18 protein-coding genes are annotated in these 21947 nt (G+C 61.4%); 9 read left to right on the forward strand and 9 right to left on the reverse strand.

The window, feature by feature from the left end; genetic code table 11:
• The first annotated feature begins 9 nt into the window (after positions 1-9).
• A complete protein-coding gene (locus tag HF949_RS11485) occupies positions 10-702 on the forward strand; it encodes a GntR family transcriptional regulator (protein ID WP_292895384.1) in 693 nt (230 codons plus the stop codon).
• Here HF949_RS11485 and HF949_RS11490 read toward each other — a convergent pair.
• The 6 genes from HF949_RS11490 to HF949_RS11515 form a co-directional block, all read right to left on the reverse strand.
• Positions 699-1598, reverse strand: coding sequence for a carbohydrate kinase family protein (locus HF949_RS11490; protein ID WP_292895386.1), 900 nt, complete (start codon positions 1596-1598; stop codon positions 699-701). The genes HF949_RS11485 and HF949_RS11490 overlap by 4 nt on opposite strands.
• The gene (locus HF949_RS11495; protein ID WP_292895388.1) at positions 1595-2653 is read right to left on the reverse strand and encodes an ABC transporter ATP-binding protein; all 1059 of its coding nucleotides are present in this window, start codon (positions 2651-2653) and stop codon (positions 1595-1597) included. Before HF949_RS11495 ends, HF949_RS11490 begins: the two co-directional genes overlap by 4 nt.
• Before the next feature lie 4 nt (positions 2654-2657).
• Positions 2658-4145: an argininosuccinate lyase gene (gene argH / locus HF949_RS11500; RefSeq protein ID WP_292895390.1), complete on the reverse strand. Its 1488-nt coding sequence runs from the start codon at positions 4143-4145 to the stop codon at positions 2658-2660.
• Positions 4146-4152: 7 nt separating this feature from the next.
• The gene (locus tag HF949_RS11505) at positions 4153-4956 is read right to left on the reverse strand and encodes a carbohydrate ABC transporter permease (protein WP_425286767.1); all 804 of its coding nucleotides are present in this window, start codon (positions 4954-4956) and stop codon (positions 4153-4155) included.
• Positions 4957-5035: 79 nt separating this feature from the next.
• On the reverse strand, positions 5036-5929 hold the full coding sequence (locus tag HF949_RS11510; RefSeq protein WP_292895395.1) for a carbohydrate ABC transporter permease: 894 nt from the start codon (positions 5927-5929) through the stop codon (positions 5036-5038).
• 54 nt (positions 5930-5983) lie between these two features.
• Entirely contained in the window at positions 5984-7249 is a 1266-nt protein-coding gene (locus tag HF949_RS11515; protein WP_292895397.1) for an extracellular solute-binding protein, read from the reverse strand.
• Between the two features lie 148 nt (positions 7250-7397).
• Between HF949_RS11515 and HF949_RS11520 the strand changes: the two genes are divergently transcribed.
• The 3 genes from HF949_RS11520 to HF949_RS11530 are packed head-to-tail and all read left to right on the forward strand — an operon-like array spanning position 7398 to position 11855.
• Positions 7398-8597: an ROK family transcriptional regulator gene (locus tag HF949_RS11520; protein ID WP_292895399.1), complete on the forward strand. Its 1200-nt coding sequence runs from the start codon at positions 7398-7400 to the stop codon at positions 8595-8597.
• Between the two features lie 19 nt (positions 8598-8616).
• Positions 8617-10971 carry a PIG-L family deacetylase gene (locus HF949_RS11525; RefSeq protein ID WP_292895401.1) on the forward strand — a complete coding sequence of 785 codons (2355 nt, stop codon included), beginning with the start codon at positions 8617-8619 and terminating at the stop codon, positions 10969-10971.
• On the forward strand, positions 10968-11855 hold the full coding sequence (locus tag HF949_RS11530) for a DMT family transporter (protein WP_292895403.1): 888 nt from the start codon (positions 10968-10970) through the stop codon (positions 11853-11855). The genes HF949_RS11525 and HF949_RS11530 overlap by 4 nt, the downstream gene beginning before the upstream one ends.
• Before the next feature lie 13 nt (positions 11856-11868).
• On the opposite strand, the gene HF949_RS11535 is transcribed toward HF949_RS11530, so the two are convergent.
• The 3 genes from HF949_RS11535 to HF949_RS11545 all read right to left on the reverse strand — a co-directional run bounded on the left by HF949_RS11535 (position 11869) and on the right by HF949_RS11545 (position 14909).
• On the reverse strand, positions 11869-13404 hold the full coding sequence (locus HF949_RS11535) for a tripartite tricarboxylate transporter permease (protein WP_292895405.1): 1536 nt from the start codon (positions 13402-13404) through the stop codon (positions 11869-11871).
• Positions 13405-13419: 15 nt separating this feature from the next.
• Entirely contained in the window at positions 13420-13851 is a 432-nt protein-coding gene (locus tag HF949_RS11540) for a tripartite tricarboxylate transporter TctB family protein (RefSeq protein WP_292895406.1), read from the reverse strand.
• 83 nt (positions 13852-13934) lie between these two features.
• The gene (locus tag HF949_RS11545) at positions 13935-14909 is read right to left on the reverse strand and encodes a Bug family tripartite tricarboxylate transporter substrate binding protein (protein WP_292895408.1); all 975 of its coding nucleotides are present in this window, start codon (positions 14907-14909) and stop codon (positions 13935-13937) included.
• Between the two features lie 168 nt (positions 14910-15077).
• Between HF949_RS11545 and HF949_RS11550 the strand changes: the two genes are divergently transcribed.
• The 5 genes from HF949_RS11550 to HF949_RS11570 all read left to right on the forward strand — a co-directional run bounded on the left by HF949_RS11550 (position 15078) and on the right by HF949_RS11570 (position 21728).
• A complete protein-coding gene (locus tag HF949_RS11550) occupies positions 15078-15755 on the forward strand; it encodes a response regulator transcription factor (RefSeq protein ID WP_292895410.1) in 678 nt (225 codons plus the stop codon).
• Positions 15755-17164: a sensor histidine kinase gene (locus HF949_RS11555; protein WP_292895412.1), complete on the forward strand. Its 1410-nt coding sequence runs from the start codon at positions 15755-15757 to the stop codon at positions 17162-17164. Before HF949_RS11550 ends, HF949_RS11555 begins: the two co-directional genes overlap by 1 nt.
• A complete protein-coding gene (locus HF949_RS11560; RefSeq protein WP_292895414.1) occupies positions 17161-18243 on the forward strand; it encodes an ABC transporter substrate-binding protein in 1083 nt (360 codons plus the stop codon). Before HF949_RS11555 ends, HF949_RS11560 begins: the two co-directional genes overlap by 4 nt.
• A 73-nt stretch (positions 18244-18316) precedes the next feature.
• Positions 18317-19717 (forward strand): sigma-54-dependent transcriptional regulator, encoded by a 1401-nt coding sequence (locus HF949_RS11565; protein WP_292895416.1) that lies wholly within the window; start codon positions 18317-18319, stop codon positions 19715-19717.
• Positions 19710-21728: an ATP-binding protein gene (locus tag HF949_RS11570; protein WP_292895418.1), complete on the forward strand. Its 2019-nt coding sequence runs from the start codon at positions 19710-19712 to the stop codon at positions 21726-21728. The genes HF949_RS11565 and HF949_RS11570 overlap by 8 nt, the downstream gene beginning before the upstream one ends.
• Positions 21729-21947: the final 219 nt, after the last annotated feature.

The raw sequence follows: 21947 nt of genomic DNA on the forward strand, positions 1-21947 counted from the left end.
GCCAGAGCGATGACAGGCGAGGCGCGCGCGCGGTTCGAGCGGATCTACACGCTTTTGCGCGAACGCATCTGCCTGCTCGACTATCCGCCGGGCATGCGGCTGCGCGAAGAGGACCTCGCCGAGGAATTCGACACCAGCCGCACACCGATCCGCCGGGTTCTCGCACGGCTCGAAGACGAAGGCTATCTGCGCTCGGTCCATGGCGTGGGCACCATCGTCACGGATATCGACATCGCCTCGCTGGAACAGGTCTATCGCCTGCGTGTGGAGCTTTCCGAACTGATCGGCAAGCTTTCACCGGCAGAGCCCGATGAAGACGCCAAACGCGCCTTCTCTGCCATGAAGACGCGCTGCGAGGCTTTGGTGAGAACGCCCAGCCAGCGCGCCTTCGCGCAGCTCAATATGGATTTTTTCCATCTCCTCATGACACTGACGGAGAACGAACCGCTGCAGGAGTTTTCCGAAAGGCTCTATTATCAGACGACGAGGATCTGGCTGAAACGTGCCGCCGGCGAGGATGGCACGGAAGAAACGCTTGCCAGCGAGATTGGCTTTTTCCTGCGCGAAGTCTCCGACATTGCCGCTGCCGTGGCCTGCGGGGCGCTCGAAAGCGTCGGGCAGATACGCCGCGCCCATGTGGCCATGAGTTTTGCTCGCCTTAAGGCAAGGGCCGGCGAAGAGGTGGAGGCAGCCTCTCTCTAGGAGGCCGCCTTTACCAGTGCGCTCATATCGGGCAGGTCAGTTGCCCCGCCAACCCGCATGACGGCTTCCGCCCCGCAGCGATTGCCTGCTTCAAGGCATTGTTCAAGCGGTTTGCCGGAAAGCCAGGCATCGATGAAACCGGCATTGAACGCGTCTCCGGCGCCCGTGGAATCGATTACATTGACAGGCTGAGTCGGCATTGAAACCGTGTTTTCGGCGCTGATAGCCATGGAACCTTCCGGCCCGCGCTTGACGACAGTGAGCGGCGCGGGCGGCTTTTTGCCGGGGGCAATGGCAAGACGCTGCGCCTCTGTCTCGTTGGGCAGGAATATGTCCACGGCACCGATCAGTGCGGCGAGATCGTCTCTGGCCAGAACCGCATCGTCCCAGGAACAGTCGAGCGAGATGGAAAGCCCGGCGGCGCGCGCCTGTTCGAGCAGGAAAGGAGCTTCCACCAGAGTGGCGAGTTCGCCGATGTGGAGATGGGCAAAGTCGCCGCTGGCGATGGCTGCCGCAAATGTCTCCGGCACGGCCGGACCGGCGCGGCGCGTCAGGAAGGCGCGTTCTGTGCCCGATGTCATGGCAACGGTGATCTGCGGATCGAGTGTATCGGGCATGGCTTGCGAGGCTGAAAGATCGACGCCGCTGGCCTCAAGCTCCGCCATTAGTGCGGCGGCGAATGGCCCGGAGGGCAATGCCGAGGCAAGACCGACAGGACGACCGAGAGCTGCGACATAGGCAGCCGTAATGAACGCGCCGCCGCCCGGCTTGATCGACAGGCCGCCGGCGAAGACCTCTTCGCCAAGTGTCGGCATCTTCGGCAGTTCGGTGAAAATGAGATCGCAATAAAGCCGGCCCACGCTCAGAACGCGGCCTGACCGGTTGGGTTGCTTCACGGCAGCGCCTCCCCGGATTTGGCGTCAAACAGGTGCATTTCGCCGGCCTTCGCCGTCAGCTTGACCGTGTCGCCGGCTTTCGGCGGCTCACGGCCGGAAGCCTTTGCGATCACCTCATGGCCGTTGACGCCGACATAGACCAGCGTGTCCGCGCCAAGCGGCTCCACGATGTTGACCGTGCCGGAGAAGAGCCCCTTGCCACCGGTCACGACAAGATCGTCAGGCCGAACACCGAGAATTACGTCGGCGCCTTCGGGGGCACTGCGTTCGGGCAGATCGATGCCGAGCCCATCACCGAGCTTCACGCCTTTTCCGGCCCAGTTACCCGGCAGCATGTTCATGGATGGTGCGCCGATGAACTGGGCGACGAAGGTGTTGGCCGGCTTGTGATAGACGTCGAGCGGCGTGCCGACCTGCTGGATATAGCCATCCTTCATGATCACGATCCGGTCGGCCATGGTCATGGCTTCCACCTGATCGTGCGTCACGAAAATGATCGTGTTTCCAACACGTTGGTGCAGCTTCTTGATTTCAAGCCGCATCTGGGTGCGCAGTTGCGCATCGAGGTTGGAGAGTGGCTCGTCGAAGAGGAAGACGGCGGGATCGCGCACCATGGCACGGCCGATGGCGACGCGCTGGCGCTGCCCGCCCGAGAGCTGGTTGGGCCGGCGCTCGAGAAGATCGGTCATGCCGAGAATGGCGGCCACCTCGTCAATGCGCTTGTCCTTCGCCTCTTTAGAGAGCTTCGATGTGCGCAGGCCGAAGCCGATGTTCTTGCGCACCGACATGTGCGGATAGATGGCGTAGTTCTGGAACACCATGGCGATGTCGCGCTCCTTGGGCTCCAGATTGTTGACGAGGCGCTCGCCGATGTGGATTTCGCCGCCGCTGATCTCCTCAAGGCCGGCGATCATGCGCAGGGTCGTGGATTTGCCGCAGCCGGACGGGCCGACGAAGACGACGAATTCACCATCGGCCACGTCGAGATTGATGCCGTGAAGCACCTCGACCTTGCCGTAGGATTTGACGAGATTGCGAAGGGACAAGGTGGCCAAGGGTCTACTCCTGCAAGAGAGCGCCGAAGGCGGCATCGAGCGCGGCTCCGGCTTTTTCGGCGCGGGCAAGGTCCGCTGCCTGTTGTTCTGAAAGGCGTGTGAGGGTGGCGCGATAGGTTTGAAGCGCCTCGTTCATGGCGTCGGGTGCAGGGCCGCCGAAACGCTCGCGCACCGCCACGAAATGGCGCGCGCTGACGGCCTCGCCATAGGCTGCGCGGTCGAGTGTGCTGTCGCGCCCGGTCAGTTCCCTGAAGGCCTTAGAGAAGGCGTCATGACCTTCGCCGAGTGGTTTGCCGGCGGTAATCACGGCACGGGCCGTGGCGGCGGCGATCTCATGCGCCTGCCGGAAGGACAGGTTTTCGCGGCGCACCAGCGTATCGGCGAGTTCCGTCACGGTGATGCAGGCGGCGTCGATGTTTCTGGCCACGCGCTCGCCGTCGATGGAAACGGCGCTGATCAGGGCTGCCAGAAGGTCGAGCACGCGTGCGCCGCTCTGGAAGGCCGCGTAACCGGCCACCTGAACCTCGCCCTCGCTGTCGTTCATGTCGGTGAAGGGCGTGTTGTGCATCGTGTTGACGACCGCATCGGCGCGACCGCAGGTCATCGACGCCAGATGGCGCAGATGCTCGATGGGCACGGGATTGCGCTTCTGCGGCATAATGGATGAAATCTGCACGAGACTGCCGGGCACGTGGAGCTGTCCCACCTCGAAGGCTGACCAGAACTGCATGTCCTGGATGAGGCGGCCAAGGTGCAGGAAGGTGAGCTTCATCGCGCTGTAGAGGCCGGTGACATAGTCAACCGAGGCGATGCAGCCATAGGAATTGCGCAGCGGCTCGGAAAAGCCCAGCAGATCGGCCATGCGGGCGCGGTCGATGGGAAAGCCGCTGGTGGTGATCGCGGCAGCGCCCATCGGGCAATGGTCGATATTGGCGCGGGCCGCCTGCAGGCGCTCGATGTCGCGCAGAAGCACCTCGGTTGCAGCCGACAGATAGTGCCCGAAGGTGGAGGGTTGGGCCGGCTGGCCGTGTGTGTAGGCAACGATCAGCGTGTCGCGCTCGGCTTCGGCCTTGGCGATGAGGGCTGAAGCCAACGCGTGCGCCTTGCCGATCAGCGTGTCGGCATGGTGCTTCAATGTGAGTTTGAAGACCGTGTGGTCCATGTCATTGCGCGAGCGGGCCGTGTGCAACATGCCGGCGAGATCCGGGCCAAGCCGTTTTTTGAGCTCCGCCTCGACGAGGAAGAAATAGTCTTCCACCTCGCCGGTATAGGTGAGGGCATCGACATCGACCGTTTCGTCAATATCGACGAGCGCACCGGCAATGCGGGCGGCATCTTCGTGGGCGAGAATGCCGCTCTCCGTAAGCATCACCAGATGCGCACGGTTGATGGCGCGGAACGCACCCACATAGTTGGCCTTCACGCCTTCAAAGAGCGGCGCGAGCACCGTGTCCTTATAGACGGGGTGAGGGAATTTCTCGTTGAGGCTCATCGTGCGCTTATCCCTTGAGGCCGGCCATGACAACGCCGCGAATGATGAAGCGCTGGAAGATGAGGAAGACGACCAGCGTCGGCAGTGTGGAGATGGCCGCACCCGTCATGATCAGTTCCCAGGCCACATCCACCTCGTCGCCGAAGCTCGAAAGCCCGACCGGCAGCGTGTACATCTCCACCGAATTGGTGACGATCAGTGGCCAGATGAAGGCGGTCCAGTTGCCGAGGAAAACGAAGATCGCGAGGGCTGCAAGCGCCGGACGCACGAGCGGCATGGCCACCTGCCACCAGATCTGGAATTCGTTCAGCCCGTCGATGCGTGCAGCTTCCAGGAAATCGTCGGGAACGGTCTCGAAAAACTGCTTCATGAGGAAGGTGCCGAAGGCGGTCATGACGCCTGGGAACATGATGCCCCAATAGGTGTCGAGCCAGCCAAAACTCTTGCTCATGAGATACCACGGGATGACCAGCATCTCGGTCGGGATCATGAGCGTGGAGAGAATGGCGATGAAGACCAGGTAGCGGCCGGGAAACCTGAATTTGCACAGCGCATAGCCCACCAGCGCGTCGAAGAAGACGGCGGATGCGGTGGTGACGATGGAAATCACCAGCGAGTTGACGAACCAGCGGTAGAAGCGTCCGTCTTCGAGGACATAGGTGTAGTTCTCGATCGTCGGCTCTTCCGGGATCAGGTTGAGATTGTAGACCTCGAAGGGAAATTTCAGCGAGGTGGAGACCATGAACACGATGGGCATGATCATGAGAATGCCGCCGCCGAACAGTAGCGCCCAGCGGATGAACTGGCCCATATTGCGCCGGGAGTTGCGTGAAGATCCGGAAAAAAGCGCGTCGGTGGAAGGCTTTACGGCGATGTCCTGGCTGGCCATGTCAGCTATCCTTCAAAAGTCGAAGCTGGATCAGGCTGACGACCAGCAGAATGGTGAAGAGCACGACGGTCTGCGCTGCCGCATAGCCCATGTTGAAGCCGTTGAATGCGGTATCGTAGATCAGAAGCACCAGCGGCTTGGTGGAGTTGAGCGGCCCGCCCGGATTGTTGGTGGTCATGTTGAACACCTGATCGAAGATCCGCAGGAAGCCGATCGAGGAAAAGACCACGAGAAACACGATGGTGGGTTTTAGAAGCGGGATGGTAATCTCGCTCAGCACCGTCCAGGTGGAGACGCCGTCTATGCGTGCGGCTTCATAATAGCTCTGCGGAATGGCGCGCAGCCCGGCCATGAAGATGATGACCTGAAAGCCGAGACCGGCCCAGACGGCGCAGGCCAGAACCGAGGGCAGGGCGTTGGTGGTCGAGCTCAGGAATTCGATCTGGCTGATGCCGAAGCTCGCCAGGAAATTGTTGAACACGCCGATGGGGACCGGTTGGTAGAACCAGCGCCACACCCAGGCCATGGCCACGGCACTTGTCATGAAGGGCAGGAAGTAGAGTGCACGGATGGTGCCGTGCATGAAACGCACCTTGTCGAGGTGATAGGCGATGATGAAGGACAGGACGAGGCTGATCGGTGTGCCCAGGATCAGATACAGGAAGGTGTTTTTGAACACTTTCCAGAAAACCGGATCGCTGAACAGCTTTGCGTAGTTTTCAAGCCCCACATATTTCCGGTCGCCAAGCAGGTTCCATTCCTGAAAGGACAGAACGAAGGCATTGGCTGTCGGATAAAACCGGATGACGACGTAGAAGAGAACCGGCAGGGCAAGGAAGATCCAGGCCCAGACGATCTGCTTCTGCGAGATGGTGAGATTGTTGTAAAAGCGCATGGCCCCGTCCCGAAATTTCGTTGGACGTCCGGCGGGCCGGACGCCCGAAAGGCCTTATTTCTTGTAATATTCGTCGAGGACTTTCTGCTCCTCCTCGGCGGCCTGCGCGACGCTCTCTTCAAGCGCCTGACCCTGCAGCTCGATGCGCTGCATCATGTCCACCATGGCCTGGCGCTGGGCGCTCTCATTGGCGAAGACCGTGGTCTTTGCGTATTCCAGACCCTTGATGAAGGGACCGTAGACCGGGTGGTTGATGTTCTCGTCGGTCATGGCGGCGGACGGCTTTGCGGGCAATTCGCCGACGGTCTCAAGCCAGATCTGCATGGCCTCGTCGGAGGTGAGATACTCCATGAACTTGACGGCGGCATCGAACTTCTCGCCTTCCGCCTTCGAGGTGATCGCGTTCACCCAGTAGGAGGAATAGTTCGACTTGGTGCCATCGGGACCGGCGGGAAGCTCGGCCACACCCCATTTGAGGCCGCGCACGCTTTCAAGCGCGCCGATGCGGAATGAACCGTCAATGTGCATGCCGGCGCGGCCCGCCTTGAAGGCGGCCTGCGGCTCATCCATGAAGGCAGCCTTGGTCACGCCATGCTTGGCCTGCAAATCATTATAGAAACCAAAGGCTTTCAGCCCGGCCTCGTTGTTGTAGTTGACCTTTTTGTAGTCATCCAGATAGGGCTCGCCGCCGAACTGGCGGATCAGCACTTCACGAATCCAGTGGTGGTCCTGCGCGGTCATGCCCGTGGTCAGGCCCACGGCTGTCAGATTGCCTGCACCATCCTTCTTGGTAAGCTTTTTGGCGGTTTCGACAAGCTCGTCGAGATTGGCAGGCGGGTTCTCGATGCCGGCTTCCTCGAACATGCGTTCATTGTAGAACAGCGCCAGCGAGCGCACGGCGGTGGGCAGCGCCCAGTAACTGTCGCCCATTCGCATGGCCTTGACCATGGGGAAGAACTCTTCCTCGATCTTTTCCGGCGGGAAGGTGTCGGCGGGCAGCGGCTGGATCAGCTCGGCTTCCACATAATCGTTAAGCCAGCCATAGAAGAGCTGGACGACGTCGGGGCCCTGACCGGCCGGAATGGCAGCGGCTACCTTGGTGCGATAGCTGTCATAGGGAAAATGCGTCATCTTGACGGTGATGTCGGGATTGGCTGCCTCGAAATTCTCGATCAGCTTGTCCATCGCATCGACGCGGGCTTCGAAGAAATACTGCCAGTACTCGATCTCGACCGCAGAAGCGCCTCCTGCTCCAGCAGCCATGGTCATGGCCGCAGTTGCGGCACCCAGCATGAAGGTCCGTAGTCTGTTGAGTTTCATTCTGCTTGCTCCCTTTGATCGCTGCCCGGAGCGTACCCGGCCAGCCTGTCACCCTCTGTTCACCCGTCTCCACGAGGCGGCATGTCCATTCATCGACGATTAACTCAATCAAGTTGAATATTCAAGTTAGTTGAATTAATAAGCGAATATGAAGATCAACAACCCCCGTCGCATTGTAGGATCGAATGCTGAACGCACCCGGCTTCACAACCGTCAGGTGGTGCTTGGGCATGTGCGTGAGCGGCAGCCCGTCGGGCGGGCGGAGATCGCACGCATATCGGGGCTGTCCACGCAGGCCGTGAGCAACATCATTGCCGAACTGGAAGAAGACAGACTTCTGATTGAAGCCGGGCGACAGTCGGAGGGACGGGGTTTGCCGGTACTGAAATACCGGCTCAATGCAGACGGCGCGGTGGCGCTCGGCATCGAGGTCAGGCCGGACGCGATGTTCGGCGCGCTGGTAAACCTCGAGGGTGAGACGCTGTTTACCACCCGCGAAGCGTTGCCGGACAACGCACCGTCCACGGTTGTTTCGGTTGCACGACGAATTCGTTCCAGCGCGCTCGACGGACGATGCGAAAAGACGCAGAAAATTCTGGGTGCTGGTGTCGTGATGCCGGGCCCTTTCGGCAAGGTTGGTATTTCCGGCGCAGGCCAGTCCGCACTTCACGGCTGGGAAGATAGCGATCCCGTTGCCGTGTTCGAAGACGCCCTAGACATGCCGGTGGTGGTGGAAAACGATGCGACCGCTGCCGCCGTGGCGGAGCGCGTGCGCGGCGTCGCAACAGGACTGCGCACTTTCTGCTTTCTCTATTTCGGGGCAGGGCTGGGGCTTGGCGTGGTCGCCGAGGGCGAGGTCCAGCGCGGAGCATTCGGCAATGCCGGCGAGATCGGCCATGTCATAGTCCGCCCTGGGGGGCGGATTTGCGCCTGCGGCAATCATGGATGCCTCGAAACCTATGCAAGCCGCATCGCTGCGCGCGCCAAGCTCGCAGGCGCCGGCATCGAGATAGGCAGTGCCTCGGACATCGAAAACCTTTACAGGGCAGGCAGCGGGCCATTGATGGAGTGGATCGAGGAGGCGGCCGGCCCGCTTTCGCAGGCGGTTGGCCTGATCGAGAATCTTTTCGATCCTGAAACCGTTATCCTGGGCGGCGCGATGCCGGACGCGGTTCTCGACCATCTCATTGCCGCGCTTGATCTTCCCGGCGGCTCCGTCGCCGCGCGGGCAGAGCGGGTTACACCAAGAGTCCAGCGGGGCGCCTGCGGACGTCTTACCGCCGCGCTTGGCGGGGCTGCACTCGTCATCCACGACACCGTCACACCGCGCATTGCCGCAAAAACATGATTCTCCGGGAGGTTCACAAATGCCCGTTTCCGATCAGGAGCGTATTGCCACACAGATGCGCAATCCGCTCATTGTCAGGCTCTGGCAGGCTCTTGCGCCACTGAAATCCTGCGTCTCCTTCATGAATACGGGCGCGCATCCCGACGACGAGACGTCGGAAATGCTTGCGGCTTTGGCCCTGCGCGATGGCATTTCGCTCTCCTTTGCCTGCGCAAACCGCGGCGAGGGCGGGCAGAACGCCATCGGCTCGGAGGTGACACACGATCTGGGCGTAGTACGCACGGCGGAAATGGAGCGCGCCGCCGATGTGCTGAACCTCAATCTCTACTGGCTGTCGGAAACGCCCGACGACACGATCTTCGATTTCGGGTTCTCGAAACGCGGCACCGAGACTCTTGAAAAATGGGGACGCGAGCGCACGCTCAAACGCTTTGTCGAGATCATCCGCACCGAGCGACCGGACATCATCTGCCCCACATTCCTGGATGTCCCTGGCCAGCACGGGCATCACCGGGCGATGACCGAGCTTGCCCATGACGTGATGAGCGCTGCCGCCGACCCGACATTCCCGGACGTGGATCTGCCGGTGTGGCAGGTGAAAAAGCTATATCTACCGGCGTGGTCGGGGGCAGGTGACAATTACGACGATGATTTGCCGCCGCCCAGCGCCACGCTGACGGTCAAGGGTACCGGACAAGACCCGGTAACCGGGTGGAGCTGGGCGCAGATCGGTGAGCAGTCGCGGGCTTTCCATCTGACACAGGGCATGGGCCGCTGGGTGCCACACGGTGAAGAGCGCGACTGGCCGCTGCATCTGGTGCGTTCCGAGGTGAATGGGCCGGATAACCGGATCACGGACGGGCTGCCTGCAACGCTGGCTGATCTGGCTTCCTTTGCCGGAGCACCAGAAATCGCCGCCCATCTGGACGAGGCACAGGCGGCCTGCGAGGCTGCGTTCGAGGCATTTCCGGATATGGGAGAGGTGGCGCGTCAGGCAGCCTTGGCCCTCAAGGCGGTGCGCGTCGCCCGCGATGCCTGCCCTGACAATGCACGTGAAGAGGTTGAACACCGCCTCGCGGCAAAGGAAGTGCAGCTTTCCCACGTCATGCGGATTGCCAGTGGCGTGGAGGTGCGCGCCTGGTTTGAACGCGATGTCCTGCGGCCTGGTGACAGTGTCGCGCTGACGATTGAAAGCTCCGGGCCGGTTTCAGATGTATCGCCGGTTCTGCCGAAGGGCTGGCGCTTTGCGGATGGCGTTGTGCAGGTGCCGGTGGATGCCGAAAGTACGGATTGTTATCCGGCCTTCTATCGCCCCGGCGTGGCGCGCCTGCCGGCCATCCGGGTCGGAGTGACCGTCGATGGGGTTTCTTCTGAGACGCTGTTGCCACTCGAACGAGAACCGGTCGTGCTTCCTGCACGGTCAGCGACACTTTCTCCCGACCGCGCGTTGATCAATGCGGCGGCAGCCACCCGCCAGATCGAGCTGCGTGTTTCGGGGCTTTTTCCGCAGTCGGCAAAAGCGGGGCTGGAACTGCCGTCCGGGTGGTCGGCGACACCGGTTTCCGGCGGTTTTCTTGTGGAGTCGCCGCAAGACATAGCGCCTGGCCTCTACAATCTTTCCTTGGAGATTGACGGGGCGCCGGCCGAAACTGCCAAACATATTGCCTATCCACATATAGGTGAACGTGCTCGCACATTTCCTGCGCAATTGTCGGTACGTGTTCTGGACGTGGCACTGCCGGATGTGCGGGTGGGCTATGTCGGTGGCGGCAACGACCGGGTGGGACACTGGCTGCAGGCGATGGGGCTTGATGCGACCGAATTGGCGGACAGCGACCTTACGGAAGAAGGCCTGAAAAACATCGACACAATGGTGGTGGGCATCTTTGCCATGCGTGCGCGACCGGCGCTCAAAAATGCCATGCCGCTCGTGCATCGCTGGGTGGAGAAAGGTGGCAATCTCGTCACCCTCTATCACCGCCCCTGGGACGACTGGGATCCGGCAACCGTGCCGCCGCGCCGGCTGGAGATCGGCAAGCCGTCACTGCGCTGGCGCGTGACCGACGAGAATGCGCAGGTAACGCACCTCCTGCCCGGGCATTCACTGCTCAACACGCCAAACTGCATCACGGATGAGGACTGGCAGGACTGGCACAAGGAGCGCGGGCTCTATTTTGCCAGAAGCTGGGATGACGCATATGAGCCGCTTCTCTCCATGGCCGATCCCGACGAGGCACCGCATGAGGGCTCGCTCCTTTCGGCGCGGATCGGCAAGGGGCGGCACACGCATGTGGCGCTCATTCTGCATCACCAGATGGAGAAGCTTGTGCCGGGCGCGTTCCGCCTGATGGCGAACCTTGTGGCGCGGCCGTGAACGCAGGCGCTACGGCAAAGGACAATCTGCGCGCCGGCGCCTGGCTTCTGGCGGATATGGGCCTCAACATCTGGGCCATATCCATCGTCAAGGCGCTGGGCGCGGGCTATCCGCCGTGGCAACTCGTTTTTCTCCGGGCGCTGGTCGGGTTCTGCCTGATCCTGCCGTGGCTGGCGCGTCAGCGGCAGGTTCTGCGGTCGATCGACCGCGTTCCGCTGCACCTGTTCAGGGTGTTCCTGTCGGCCGTGGCGCTGACGGGCGGCTTCTACGCCGTCGCGCATCTGCCGCTGGCGCTCTACATGACCATGAATTTCACGCGGCCCGTTGTTCTGGTGGCGCTCTCGGCCCTGATCCTGCGCGAAGCGGTTTCAGGCTCGCGCTGGCTGGCGGCGGGGCTTGGCCTCGTGGGCGCGTTCATTGCCGCGAGTCCGGGCAATGTGCCGTGGACGCCGGCACTTCTGGCTGCACTAGCTGCCGTGTTGGCGGGGACGGGGGCGATCATTGTCACAAGACAGCTCAAGGGTACGCCGCCGGTCGTCATGATGCTGTTTTACACAGGTGGGCTTGCGCTTATCACCGCTTTTCCGGCGCTCTCCGGCTGGCAGCCGGTCGCGGCGGGGCACTGGCCGTTTCTTCTGGCGGTGGGCGTATTTTCGCAAGCTGCGCAATTCTGCTTTCTGCGCGCCCACTGGCTGGGCGATGCCGGGTTTCTGGGACCGCTTGGCTACTCGAGCCTCATTCTGTCCGGGGTTGTCGGCTATGTCTTCTTCGATGAAATCCCCAGTCTCAACACGGTGATCGGTGCGTTCATCATCGTGCTTGCCACGGGGTTCCTCACATTGAGAACGGCGCGGCTCAGGAGCCACGCCGCCTCGGGAAGCTGAAAGGCAATTCAGCTCAGTCTGGGTCCGAACCTTCGGCGATGGCCTCGTCCGCGATCTTCGGACGGAAGTATCGCCCGACGATGAGCGGCAGGACAAAGCCGACAATGGCGAAGGTCCAGAGGCCGATGGCCAGCCACGAGTTGAACAGCATCGTCCAGTCGCCATCATGGATGGTCATGGCGCGGCGCAGGTTCTTTTCCATCTGGTCGCCCAGCAACACACCGAGAATGATCGGCACCAGCGGGACGTCGAGCTTGCGCAGGACCCAGCCCATCACGCCGAAGATAACCATCACCACCAGATCGAAGGTCGAGCCGGAAATGCCGTAAATGCCGACGAAGGAGATCATGGCCACGGCGGGCATAAGATAGCGGGTCGGGATCAGAAGCACCCGCACGAAGAGTGAGACCAGCGGCAGGTTCATGGCCAGAAGCATGATGTTGCCGATGAAGAGTGCCGCGATCAGGCCCCAGACCACATCCGGGTTCTGCTGGAAGAGCAGGGGGCCGGGCGTGATGTTGAGCGCAAGCAGCATGGCAAGCAGCACGGCCGTCGTGCCGGAACCGGGTACGCCGAGCGCGAGCATCGGCACGAGCGCGCCGCCGGCGGCCGAATTGTTGCCGGCTTCAGGTGCTGCCACGCCGCGTGGGTCGCCCTTTCCGAACGTGCCCTTGCGATCGGAGATGCGCTTTTCGAACGTGTAGGAGATGAACGAGCCGAGCGAGGCGCCGGCCCCCGGCAGGACGCCTGCGATGAAGCCGAAGATCGTCGACCGGCCCATGGCGGGCAGTGTTTCACGCACCATCTTCCATGGTGGAACGATGCGGCCCACTTTTACCACCTTGTCGTCGGCGCCGCTGCCGGCACGGTGCTCCAGAAAGATGAAAACTTCCGAGAGAGCGAAAAGGCCGACAATGGCGACGAGGAAGTCGATCCCGTCGTATAAATGCACTTCACCGAAGGAAAAGCGCGGAACGCCGGTCTGACCGTCAACGCCGATGGTGGCTATGCCGAGACCGATGACGGCAGCGAGCGCTGCTTTAGCCTGATTGCGGCTGGCAATGCCGCCGAGCGTTGCAAAGGCGAGAACGAAGAGAGCGAAATATTCCGCCGGGCCGAACAAAAGCGCGACCTTGACGAGCTGCGGCGCCAGAAAGACCAGCCCCCAAGTGGCGAAAAACGCGCCGATGAAGGAGGCAAGGCCGGAGATCGCGAGCGCCTCGCCGGCTTTGCCGGCCTTCGCCATCGGGTGGCCGTCGAGCGTTGTCATCAGCGCCGGTTCATCGCCCGGGATGTTGAGCAGGATCGACGAGATGCGCCCGCCATACATGGCGCCATAATAGACGCTGGTCAGCAGGATGAGGGCCGGTGTGGCGGGAAGGCCGAGCGTGAAGGCGAGCGGAATGAGGATTGCAACGCCGTTTGAAGGGCCAAGACCCGGCAACGCGCCGATGATGGTGCCGAGAAAGCACCCTATCAGCGCCAGCATAAGGTTCTGCCAGGTGAGCGCGACGGCAAACCCGTCCGCGAGTGATGCCAGTGTGTCCATATTGGGCCTCCCGCCTCAGAAGCCCCAGGGGCCGCGTGCCAGCGACAGCCCCAGGACGAGATGGAAAATGACGTAGATGCCGACGGCGATCAGCACGCCGGCGATGATGGCCGAAACCGGGCTGGAGCCAAGACGCCATGAGAGATAGCTTGCCGCAACCGCGGTGCAGGCGACAAAGCCGTACTCCTTGAGAAAAAGCGCATAGGCCACCATGACGGCAGTGGCCATGCCTATCTCGAAAAGGCGCGCGAAGGTCGGCCATTCGGGTTCGGTGTCCGGCTTGAGGACGATGATCGTGCTGGAAATAGCAAGCACGGTGCCGATCATGAATGGAAAGGCCTTTGGTCCGAACGGATCGGAAATGAAGCTCAGCTCGATCTGCGTTGCCTGCCAGATATAGAAGACAGCGAGAAGGAAGCCGAAGACCCCGAAGATACGGTCGCTCATGACGGACACGCTCCCCTGATTGTTCTCGATACAATTCGGGCCTGCAGGATGCTCCCGGCAGGCCCGAGCGAGTTTTCCGGTGGTTACTTCACGATGCCGATCTGCTTCGAGAGATCGGTGATGGAATCGATGGATTCCTTCACGAAGGCCTGGAACTCGTCGCCCTGAAGGTCGAGCGGAGCGAGACCGTTCTGAGCCATGATCTCTTTCCACTCGTCGGATGCATAGACCTTGCTGACGGCATTGACCCAGTAGTCATAGGCTTCATCCGACATTTCACCGGGCGCATAGAAACCGCGCCAGTTGGCACCGATCACGTCGATGCCCTGTTCGCGTGCCGTGGGGAAGGACGAGAAATCGCCTTCAAGGCGTTCCGGTGCAAGGACGGCAATCACCTTGATGTCGCCCGAATCGACAAATCCCTTGGCTTCCGATGCGTCACCGGTAAAGGCCTGAACAGAGCCGGCCAGAAGCTGGGTAACCGCCTCGCCACCACCATCAAACGCAACGTATTTCACCTGACGGACATCCTCGACACCGGCCTTGGATGCAGCGATCAGCACTTTGAGATGATCCCAGCCACCGACGGCCGAGCCGCCCGCAACCGAAACCGAGGAGGGATCTGTCTTGATCTTCTCCATGAGCTCGGGGAGCGTGTTGATCGGCGAATCCTTGGCAACCGCGATCACCCCGTAATCGGCACCGACCGAACCGATCCAGCGCACCTGATCCATGGTGTTGCCCGGAAACGCACCCTGCGCGAGGCGCGTGGCCGTGGCCGAAGAGGCTGCAACAATAAGGTTGTTTTCGGAGTTTCGCTTGCCGACCACTTCAGCAAAGGCGACGCCACCGCCGCCGCCGGCAATGTTGGAAACCTGCATCGTGCCGGGCACGAGGTCGAGATCCTGCAAGGTCTTGCCCACCTGGCGGCAGGTGAAATCCCAGCCGCCGCCGGGATTGGCGGGCGCAATGCATTCGGTGTTGTTGGGCTCAAACGCAAAGGCCGACAGGCTGGATGCGAGCGTGAAGACGGCCGCTAGGCCGAGCAGCTTTTTCATAGATTTTCCTCCTCCCGAGCGGGCGCGCCACGAAAGAGCGCCACCTGTCTCGATCTTTTTGATACCGCCGACCTCCCAGTGGACGGAACGGTTTGTCAGGAGATTGTTCTCATGACGAAGGAGAGCCTATAGGGTGACCCTGTCAACAAGCTGTCATTGTCCGGAAAAATGCATTTCCTGATTGTCGAAGATACGCGCGATGTCGCGGAAGCCATTGAGAGGCGGCTGGAGAAGTCCGGCCATGTGAGCGATCGCGCCGAAACGCTCGAGGATGCCGAACACTTCGTGGCCATGGCCCATCACGATCTGATCGTGCTCGACATCAACCTGCCGGATGGATCGGGAATTGCTTTCCTGAAGAAACTGCGTGCGGCCGGAAACCGCGTTCCGGTTCTGGTTCTGACAGCACGCCTTGCCGCGAACGACAAGATCGATGCGCTTGATCTGGGCGCCGACGACTACATGATCAAGCCATTCGATCTGGGCGAACTGGAAGCGCGAATTCGCGCCATCGTCCGCCGGCGCAGCGGCGATGCCGACCGCACATTGTCTGTTGGCAAGCTGACCTTTGACATGGCCGCCCGGCGGGTCCTGATCGACGGGGAACCATGCGAACTGACGCGGCGCGAGCAGACCCTTCTGGAAATTTTTCTGACGAACCGCGACCGTGTGCTTGAAAAAGAAGATCTTCTGACCCGGCTGTTCGGCCACGACGAGGAGCGCAACCCGAATGCGGTCGAGCTCTATGTCGGTCGCCTCAGGCGAAAGATCGAGGGATCCGGTCTTGAAATCCGGACATTGCGCGGCCTTGGCTATCAGGCGGTTTCGATGGAATCGGGAACGTGATGGGGCACCCCGTACGTCAGGCCTTGCCCGGCCGCAGCCTTTCAATCGTCTACCGTTTGACGATCTCGCTCACGCTGGTGCTGACGCTGGCCGTGGCCGCCACGATCTGGGCAGCTTATGGTTATGGCCGACAGGCGGCCAATGAGGCATTTGACCGGCTCCTGCAGGGGGCCGCGCTGCAGATCGCGGAGCGCATCTTTGTTGTCGAAGGCGAGGTGCGTGTCGATATACCCGTGTCGGCTTTCGAACTCCTGTCGCTCGCCAAGGATGAACGCGTGTTCTACCGCGTTACGCAGCCCGACGGCACCACACTCACCGGATACGAGGATTTCCCGCTGCCTGACGCGGCCACCATCCCGGAAGGCGGCTACACCTACGAAGTCCAGTTCGGGGGCGAGCGGGTCCGCGCACTCGTCATGCTGCGCCGGCTCGCGGAACGGGCGGTGAGCGGCGACATCCATATCATCGTGGCGCACACGACCGGAAGCCGTGAGCAACTGGCGCGCAGCATGGTCACCCAGGCAGTTGCCGTTATCGCCGGTGCCGGTCTTGCAATCCTGATCCTGGCGCTGCTTGCCATGCGCTATGCCATGCGCCCGCTCGAACGCATTCAAACAGCGATCCTGGAACGTGATCCGCTCGATCTCTCGCCATTCTCCATGCACGCGCCGGACGAGGTTTCGGCGCTGGTTGCCGCGATCAACCGCTTCATGGGCAGGCTCGACCGCCGTGTGCGTGCCATGCAGGATTACGTCGCCGATTCCGCCCACCAGATCCGCACTTCCATCACCGCGTTGAGAGCGCATAGCGAACTCGCCCTGGACGAAGACGATCCACAGCGCCTGAAGACGCTGCATCGCCGCATTCGCAGCCGCGCGATCGGCCTGAACCGTCTGACCGATCAGCTTCTGAGCCACGCGCTCGTGACGCATCGCGCCGACACCGCTCCGCTCGAGCCGCTGGATCTGCGCCGCATTGCCGTTGGCGCAGAGCGCGACTTTGTGCAAATCGCAGGCGGGCGCAAACCGCGCATAAGGCTCGATCTGCCGGAGGAACCCGTGATGGTTCGTGGCGATGCGTTCAGCCTGCGTGAAGCGATCAAGAACCTGTTGAACAACGCGCATGCGCACGGAAAGCCGCCCATCGATCTCGTGGTCACCGTGGGCGACGACCGGGCGCGCATTGCGGTTACCGATGCGGGCGAGGGGCTGCCTGTCAGCGACGCCAGCGAAATCGGGCATCGTTTTGCAATCAATCCCAACAAGCCGGAAAGCGCCGGGCTGGGGCTCGCCATCGTCCGGGAGGTCGCTGAGTTTCACCACGGCCGCATCACGCTGGATCGTGAGGAGCGGGGCTTCACCATCAGCCTTGATCTGCCGCTCGCCCGGGAAGGAACAAAAGCATCATGAGACGCCTGATTTTCGGACTGTGTCTGTTGGCAGCATGGATTGTGCCGCCATCGGCCATGGCGGAAGACACGCGGTTCGACGCATCCGGTGAAGAAGCCGAAACGCTTGTTATCGGCAGTGTCACCGATCTTGTCTTCATAGAACCGCTGATCCGCGAGTTTCAGCGCACCAACCCTTCCACTGCGGTCATCTATCGGCAAATGACCAGTCTGGATCTTTACGCCGCCGTCGCCGATGCTTGTGAAAAGGGAGAATTTTTCGCTGACACCGTCATTTCGTCGGCCATTCCCGAGCAGGTACGGCTTGTCAATGACGGATGCTCGGAGCCATTCCGCTTCAGCCTGCCGCCCGATCTGCCCGACTGGGCGTCATGGCGCAATGAACTCGTCGGTCTTACCTACGAGCCGGCCGTCATCGTGTATGACCGTGAAGGACTGAAGCCGGAAGAAGTTCCGCGCAACCGCTTCGAGCTGGTCGATCTTCTGCGTCAGACCGAGCGTTTTCGAGGCCGCATCGGCACCTACGACATCGAGAGCTCCGGTGTCGGCTATATCTTCGCTTTCGAGGACGCCTCGCAGGCCTCCACATGGGGGCGGCTGCTCGAGAGCCTTGGTCAGAACCGCGCGCGACTCTTCTGTTGCAGCTCCGAGGTGATCGACGGTGTTCGCACCGGCCGGCTCGTGCTTGGCTACAATGTTCTGGGATCCTATGCGCTTGCCCGGCAGGAGGAGGACCCGCGCATCGGCATCATCTTCCCTTCCGATTACACACTGGCATTGTCGCGTGCGGCTCTTGTTTCGCGCCACGCCCGCAACAAGCGCGCCGCCAATGCGCTGATCGCGCTTGCGCTGACCGATACGGGGCAGCGCCTCCTCTCGGGCCCGTCCCGTCTTTTTTCGTCGCTCAACGGTCCGGCCATGCTCAATCGCATCGACACGGGAGCCGGCCCCTCGGCTGAAGAGGCTGCGTTCAGGCCGATTGCGCTTTCCCCGGCGCTGCTGGTCGGGCTCGACCAGGCAAAGCGGAAGGCATTTCTGGATCAGTGGCGCAAATCCTTCCAGTTGGGCGGCGGGGAGTAGGGGAAACCCTATTTGATTTCCACGGAAGCTTGGCTAATCATGCGGCTCCACACCGGAGGGGGATCGGGAGGATATGGCGAGCGGACAGGCGGCAAGAGCACCACGCAACACGGCGGCGGATCCGGAATTCGGCCCATGGCTGGCTCAGGCCTCCATTCTCGTGATCGACGATGAGCCGGGCATGAGAAACTTTCTTTCGCGGACGCTCGGCCCCCGCTGCAATCGGCTCGACGAGGCCGCCGACACCGAGGAGGCATCGCGCAAGCTCGACACCAACCATTACGATGTGGTGATCCTCGACAACATCATGCCAGGCAAGAATGGCGTTGACTGGCTGGCCGAGCAGCGCGCTATCGGCTTTTTCTCCAATGCCATTTTGATGACGGCCTACGCGGATCTGGAGACTGCTATTCAGGCGCTGCGCGCCGGTGCTGTGGATTTCATTCTGAAACCCTTCCGCTCCAACCAGCTTTTGAACGCGGTGGCGCGTTGTCTCGACCAGATGCGGCTCCAGCGCGAAAACTATGTGTTGCGTTATGAACTGAAATCGACCTCCGATCACGTGCTCCTGCGTGACAAGCTGATCGGTGGATCCAAAACGATCAGCGACGTGCGGGAGACGATTGCCCGCGTTGCGCCGCTGCCGACCTCGGTGCTTCTGACGGGCCAGTCCGGTACTGGCAAGGAGGTTGCTGCGCGCTCTCTCCATTCACTGTCGGACCGGGCTCACAAGCCCTTCGTGCCCGTGAACTGCGCTGCCATTCCACCCGACATGATCGAGACCGAGTTGTTCGGCCATCTCAGGGGTGCCTTCACCGGCGCGGAGGCGGCACGCGAAGGGCTTTTCATGCATGCGCAGGGCGGAACCCTGTTTCTCGACGAGATCGGCGAGTTGCCGCCAGCCACGCAGAGCAAGCTTCTGCGCGTGCTCGAGGACCGGCGCATCCGGCCTGTGGGATCGGAACGCGAAATTCCTGTCGACCTGCGTTTTGTTTTTGCAACCAACGCCGAACTCGAAAAACTGGTGGAAGCCGGCCAGTTTCGCGCCGATCTGTTCTTCCGCATCAACGTGATGCAGATCCATCTGCCCCCGCTCAGGGATCGTGGCGAGGATGTGCAGGAACTTGCCGACCTGTTCATGACCAAGCTCTCTCAACAGCTTGGAATGCCCAAAGTGCCCATTGGGGCGGATGCACGAGCTGCCCTTGCGAGTTATGGGTGGCCTGGCAATGTACGTGAATTGCGCAATCTCATAGAGCGGACACTGATTCTCGGCCGTTTCCCGCACGATTTCGGCGGTGGGATCCGAGCCGTGCCCGACAGCGTCGAGGGTGGGGAAAGTCTTGCCGATATCGAGCGTCGCCACATACTTGCCGTGCTGAACCGGCTGGGCGGCGACCGGGAGGCTGCCGCGCGCCAGCTCGGCATTTCCCGCAAGACGATCGACCGCAAATGTGCCGTCTGGAATGTCTGACCGATTAGATCCTGACCGGCGCGGGGGGCAAGGGCGGTCGGTCCGTTTTCGCCTCCTCGTGATCGCGCTTTTACCCACGCTTGTGATCCTGCCTCTGCTTCTGGGCATGGCAGTCTATCGGTGGAACGCGAAGTTCGATGCCGCGCTGATCTCCAAGGTCAATGGCGACCTGACGATTGCCCATCAATATTTCGCACGATTGCTGGAAAACACTGGCGAACGCATCACGGCGCTGGGCCGCTCGGCACGTTTTCGCGATGTCGTGGAGGCTGGCGGAGGCGGTCTGGAAGCGCTCCTGGAAGAACATCGCCGCGCACTCAATCTCGACTTTGTGTATCTGATCCCTGCAGATGGCAGCGTTGTGACATCGGCGCCGAAGCTTGCAGGCGTTCCGCGCTCCGACTGGCCGATCATCGAGGCAGCACTTTCGGGAGAAGCGTCCACAGGGATCGACATATTTTCCGAGGATGAACTGGCTTCAATCGCGCCGGTGCTGGCTACGCGCGCCCGGCTGGAGCTGGTGCCCACGGCCAATGCCGTGCCCACGGACCGCGCAGCCGAAACGCGCGGCATGGTCGTTCATTCGGCAACGCCGGTGCGCTTGCCCGGAGGGCGTCCCGCTGCCCTTGTCGGCGGCAGTCTCCTGAACCGGAACCTCGAATTCATCGACACGATCAACGATCTCGTCTATCGGGAGGCGAGCCTGCCAGAGGGAAGCCAGGGAACCGCAACGCTCTTCCTCGACGATGTGCGCATCAGCACGAATGTCCGGCTCTTCGAGGGGCGCAGGGCGCTCGGCACGCGCGTGTCGAGTATCGTGCGTTCTGCGGTGCTCGGCGAGGGGCGCGTCTGGCTCGACAGCGCTTTTGTTGTCAATGACTGGTATATCTCCGCCTATGAGCCGATCACCGACAGCTTCGGCAAGCGTGTCGGGATGCTTTATGTCGGCTTTCTGGAAGCACCCTTCACGGAAGCCAAATACGCAACGCTGTTGACAATCGCTGTTGCGTTTCTGGCGATCACGGCTCTGAGCGTTCCATTGTTCCTGCGCTGGGCGCGTTCGATCTTCAAGCCGCTGGAGCGCATGGCAGGCACCATCTCCGAGGTGGAAGGCGGGGATCTGGGAGCGCGCACGGGCATTCATGGCGTCGATGATGAAATCGGCCGGGTGGCGCAGCATCTCGATCTGCTTCTGGAGCGATTGCAGGAGCGCGACAGGCAATTGCGCGCCTGGAACGAGGAACTGAACGCCCGGGTGGAGGAGCGCACACGCGAACTGCGGCTCGCAAACCGGCAATTGGAGGCCACCACCCGTCAACTCATCATGTCGGAAAAGCTGGCGGCCATTGGCGAAATCACCGCCGGTGTGGCGCATGAAATCAACAATCCGATTGCCGTAATCCAGGGCAATCTTGAAGTGGTGCGTCAGGTGATGGGTGAGCGCGCCGACGAGGCGCGAACCGAGTTCCGGTTGCTTGACGAACAGGTCCACCGGATCAGCCAGATCGTGACCAAGCTACTTCAGTTTGCCAAGCCGGAAGAATATGCGGGTTTTCTGGAGCGTCATTCCCCAAAAGACGTGATCACGGACACGCTGCCGCTCGTTCAGCATCTTCTCAACAAGGCGGAAATCGCCGTCACGCAGGATCATCTGGCGACCCGGCTTGTCTTGATGAACCGGACTGAACTCCAGCAGGTGCTCGTGAACTTGATCGTAAACGCCATTCACGCCATGCCCGATGGGGGAGTGCTTTCAATCGTCAGCCGTGATGAGGATCCTGAAGGCAGGCAGGGGCTCGTTATCGAGATCACCGACACCGGTGTCGGCATGACACCCGACATGCTGGAGAAGATCTTTGATCCATTCTTCACCACCAAGCGACGGGAAGGAACCGGTCTAGGTCTGTCGATCAGCCAGACCCTGATCAGCCGTCAGGGCGGCAAGATCTCGGTCGAAAGCAGACCGGGCAAGGGAACCCGCTTCACGATCTGGCTACCCGAAGCCCGTTGAACGCGCCGGACAAAATGTCCTGACGTTTTGGACAAATTGTCCATTTCGGCAACCGCGCAGCCGATAAGTATCTGAAATCCTTGGTGCGTGCTTACTGGCACGAGCGTTGCTTATCTCAAGTCGAGGTAAGAGGAGGACGCTATCGACATCCGGGTCCCGACCCGGAAGTGCCTGTCGCGGAGGGCGGCAGGCCACATCAATCGGGATCATCACATGTTT

Source organism: Nitratireductor sp. (genome assembly GCF_017794765.1).
In the GTDB taxonomy this organism is placed as follows: Bacteria; Pseudomonadota; Alphaproteobacteria; order Rhizobiales; family Rhizobiaceae; genus Nitratireductor.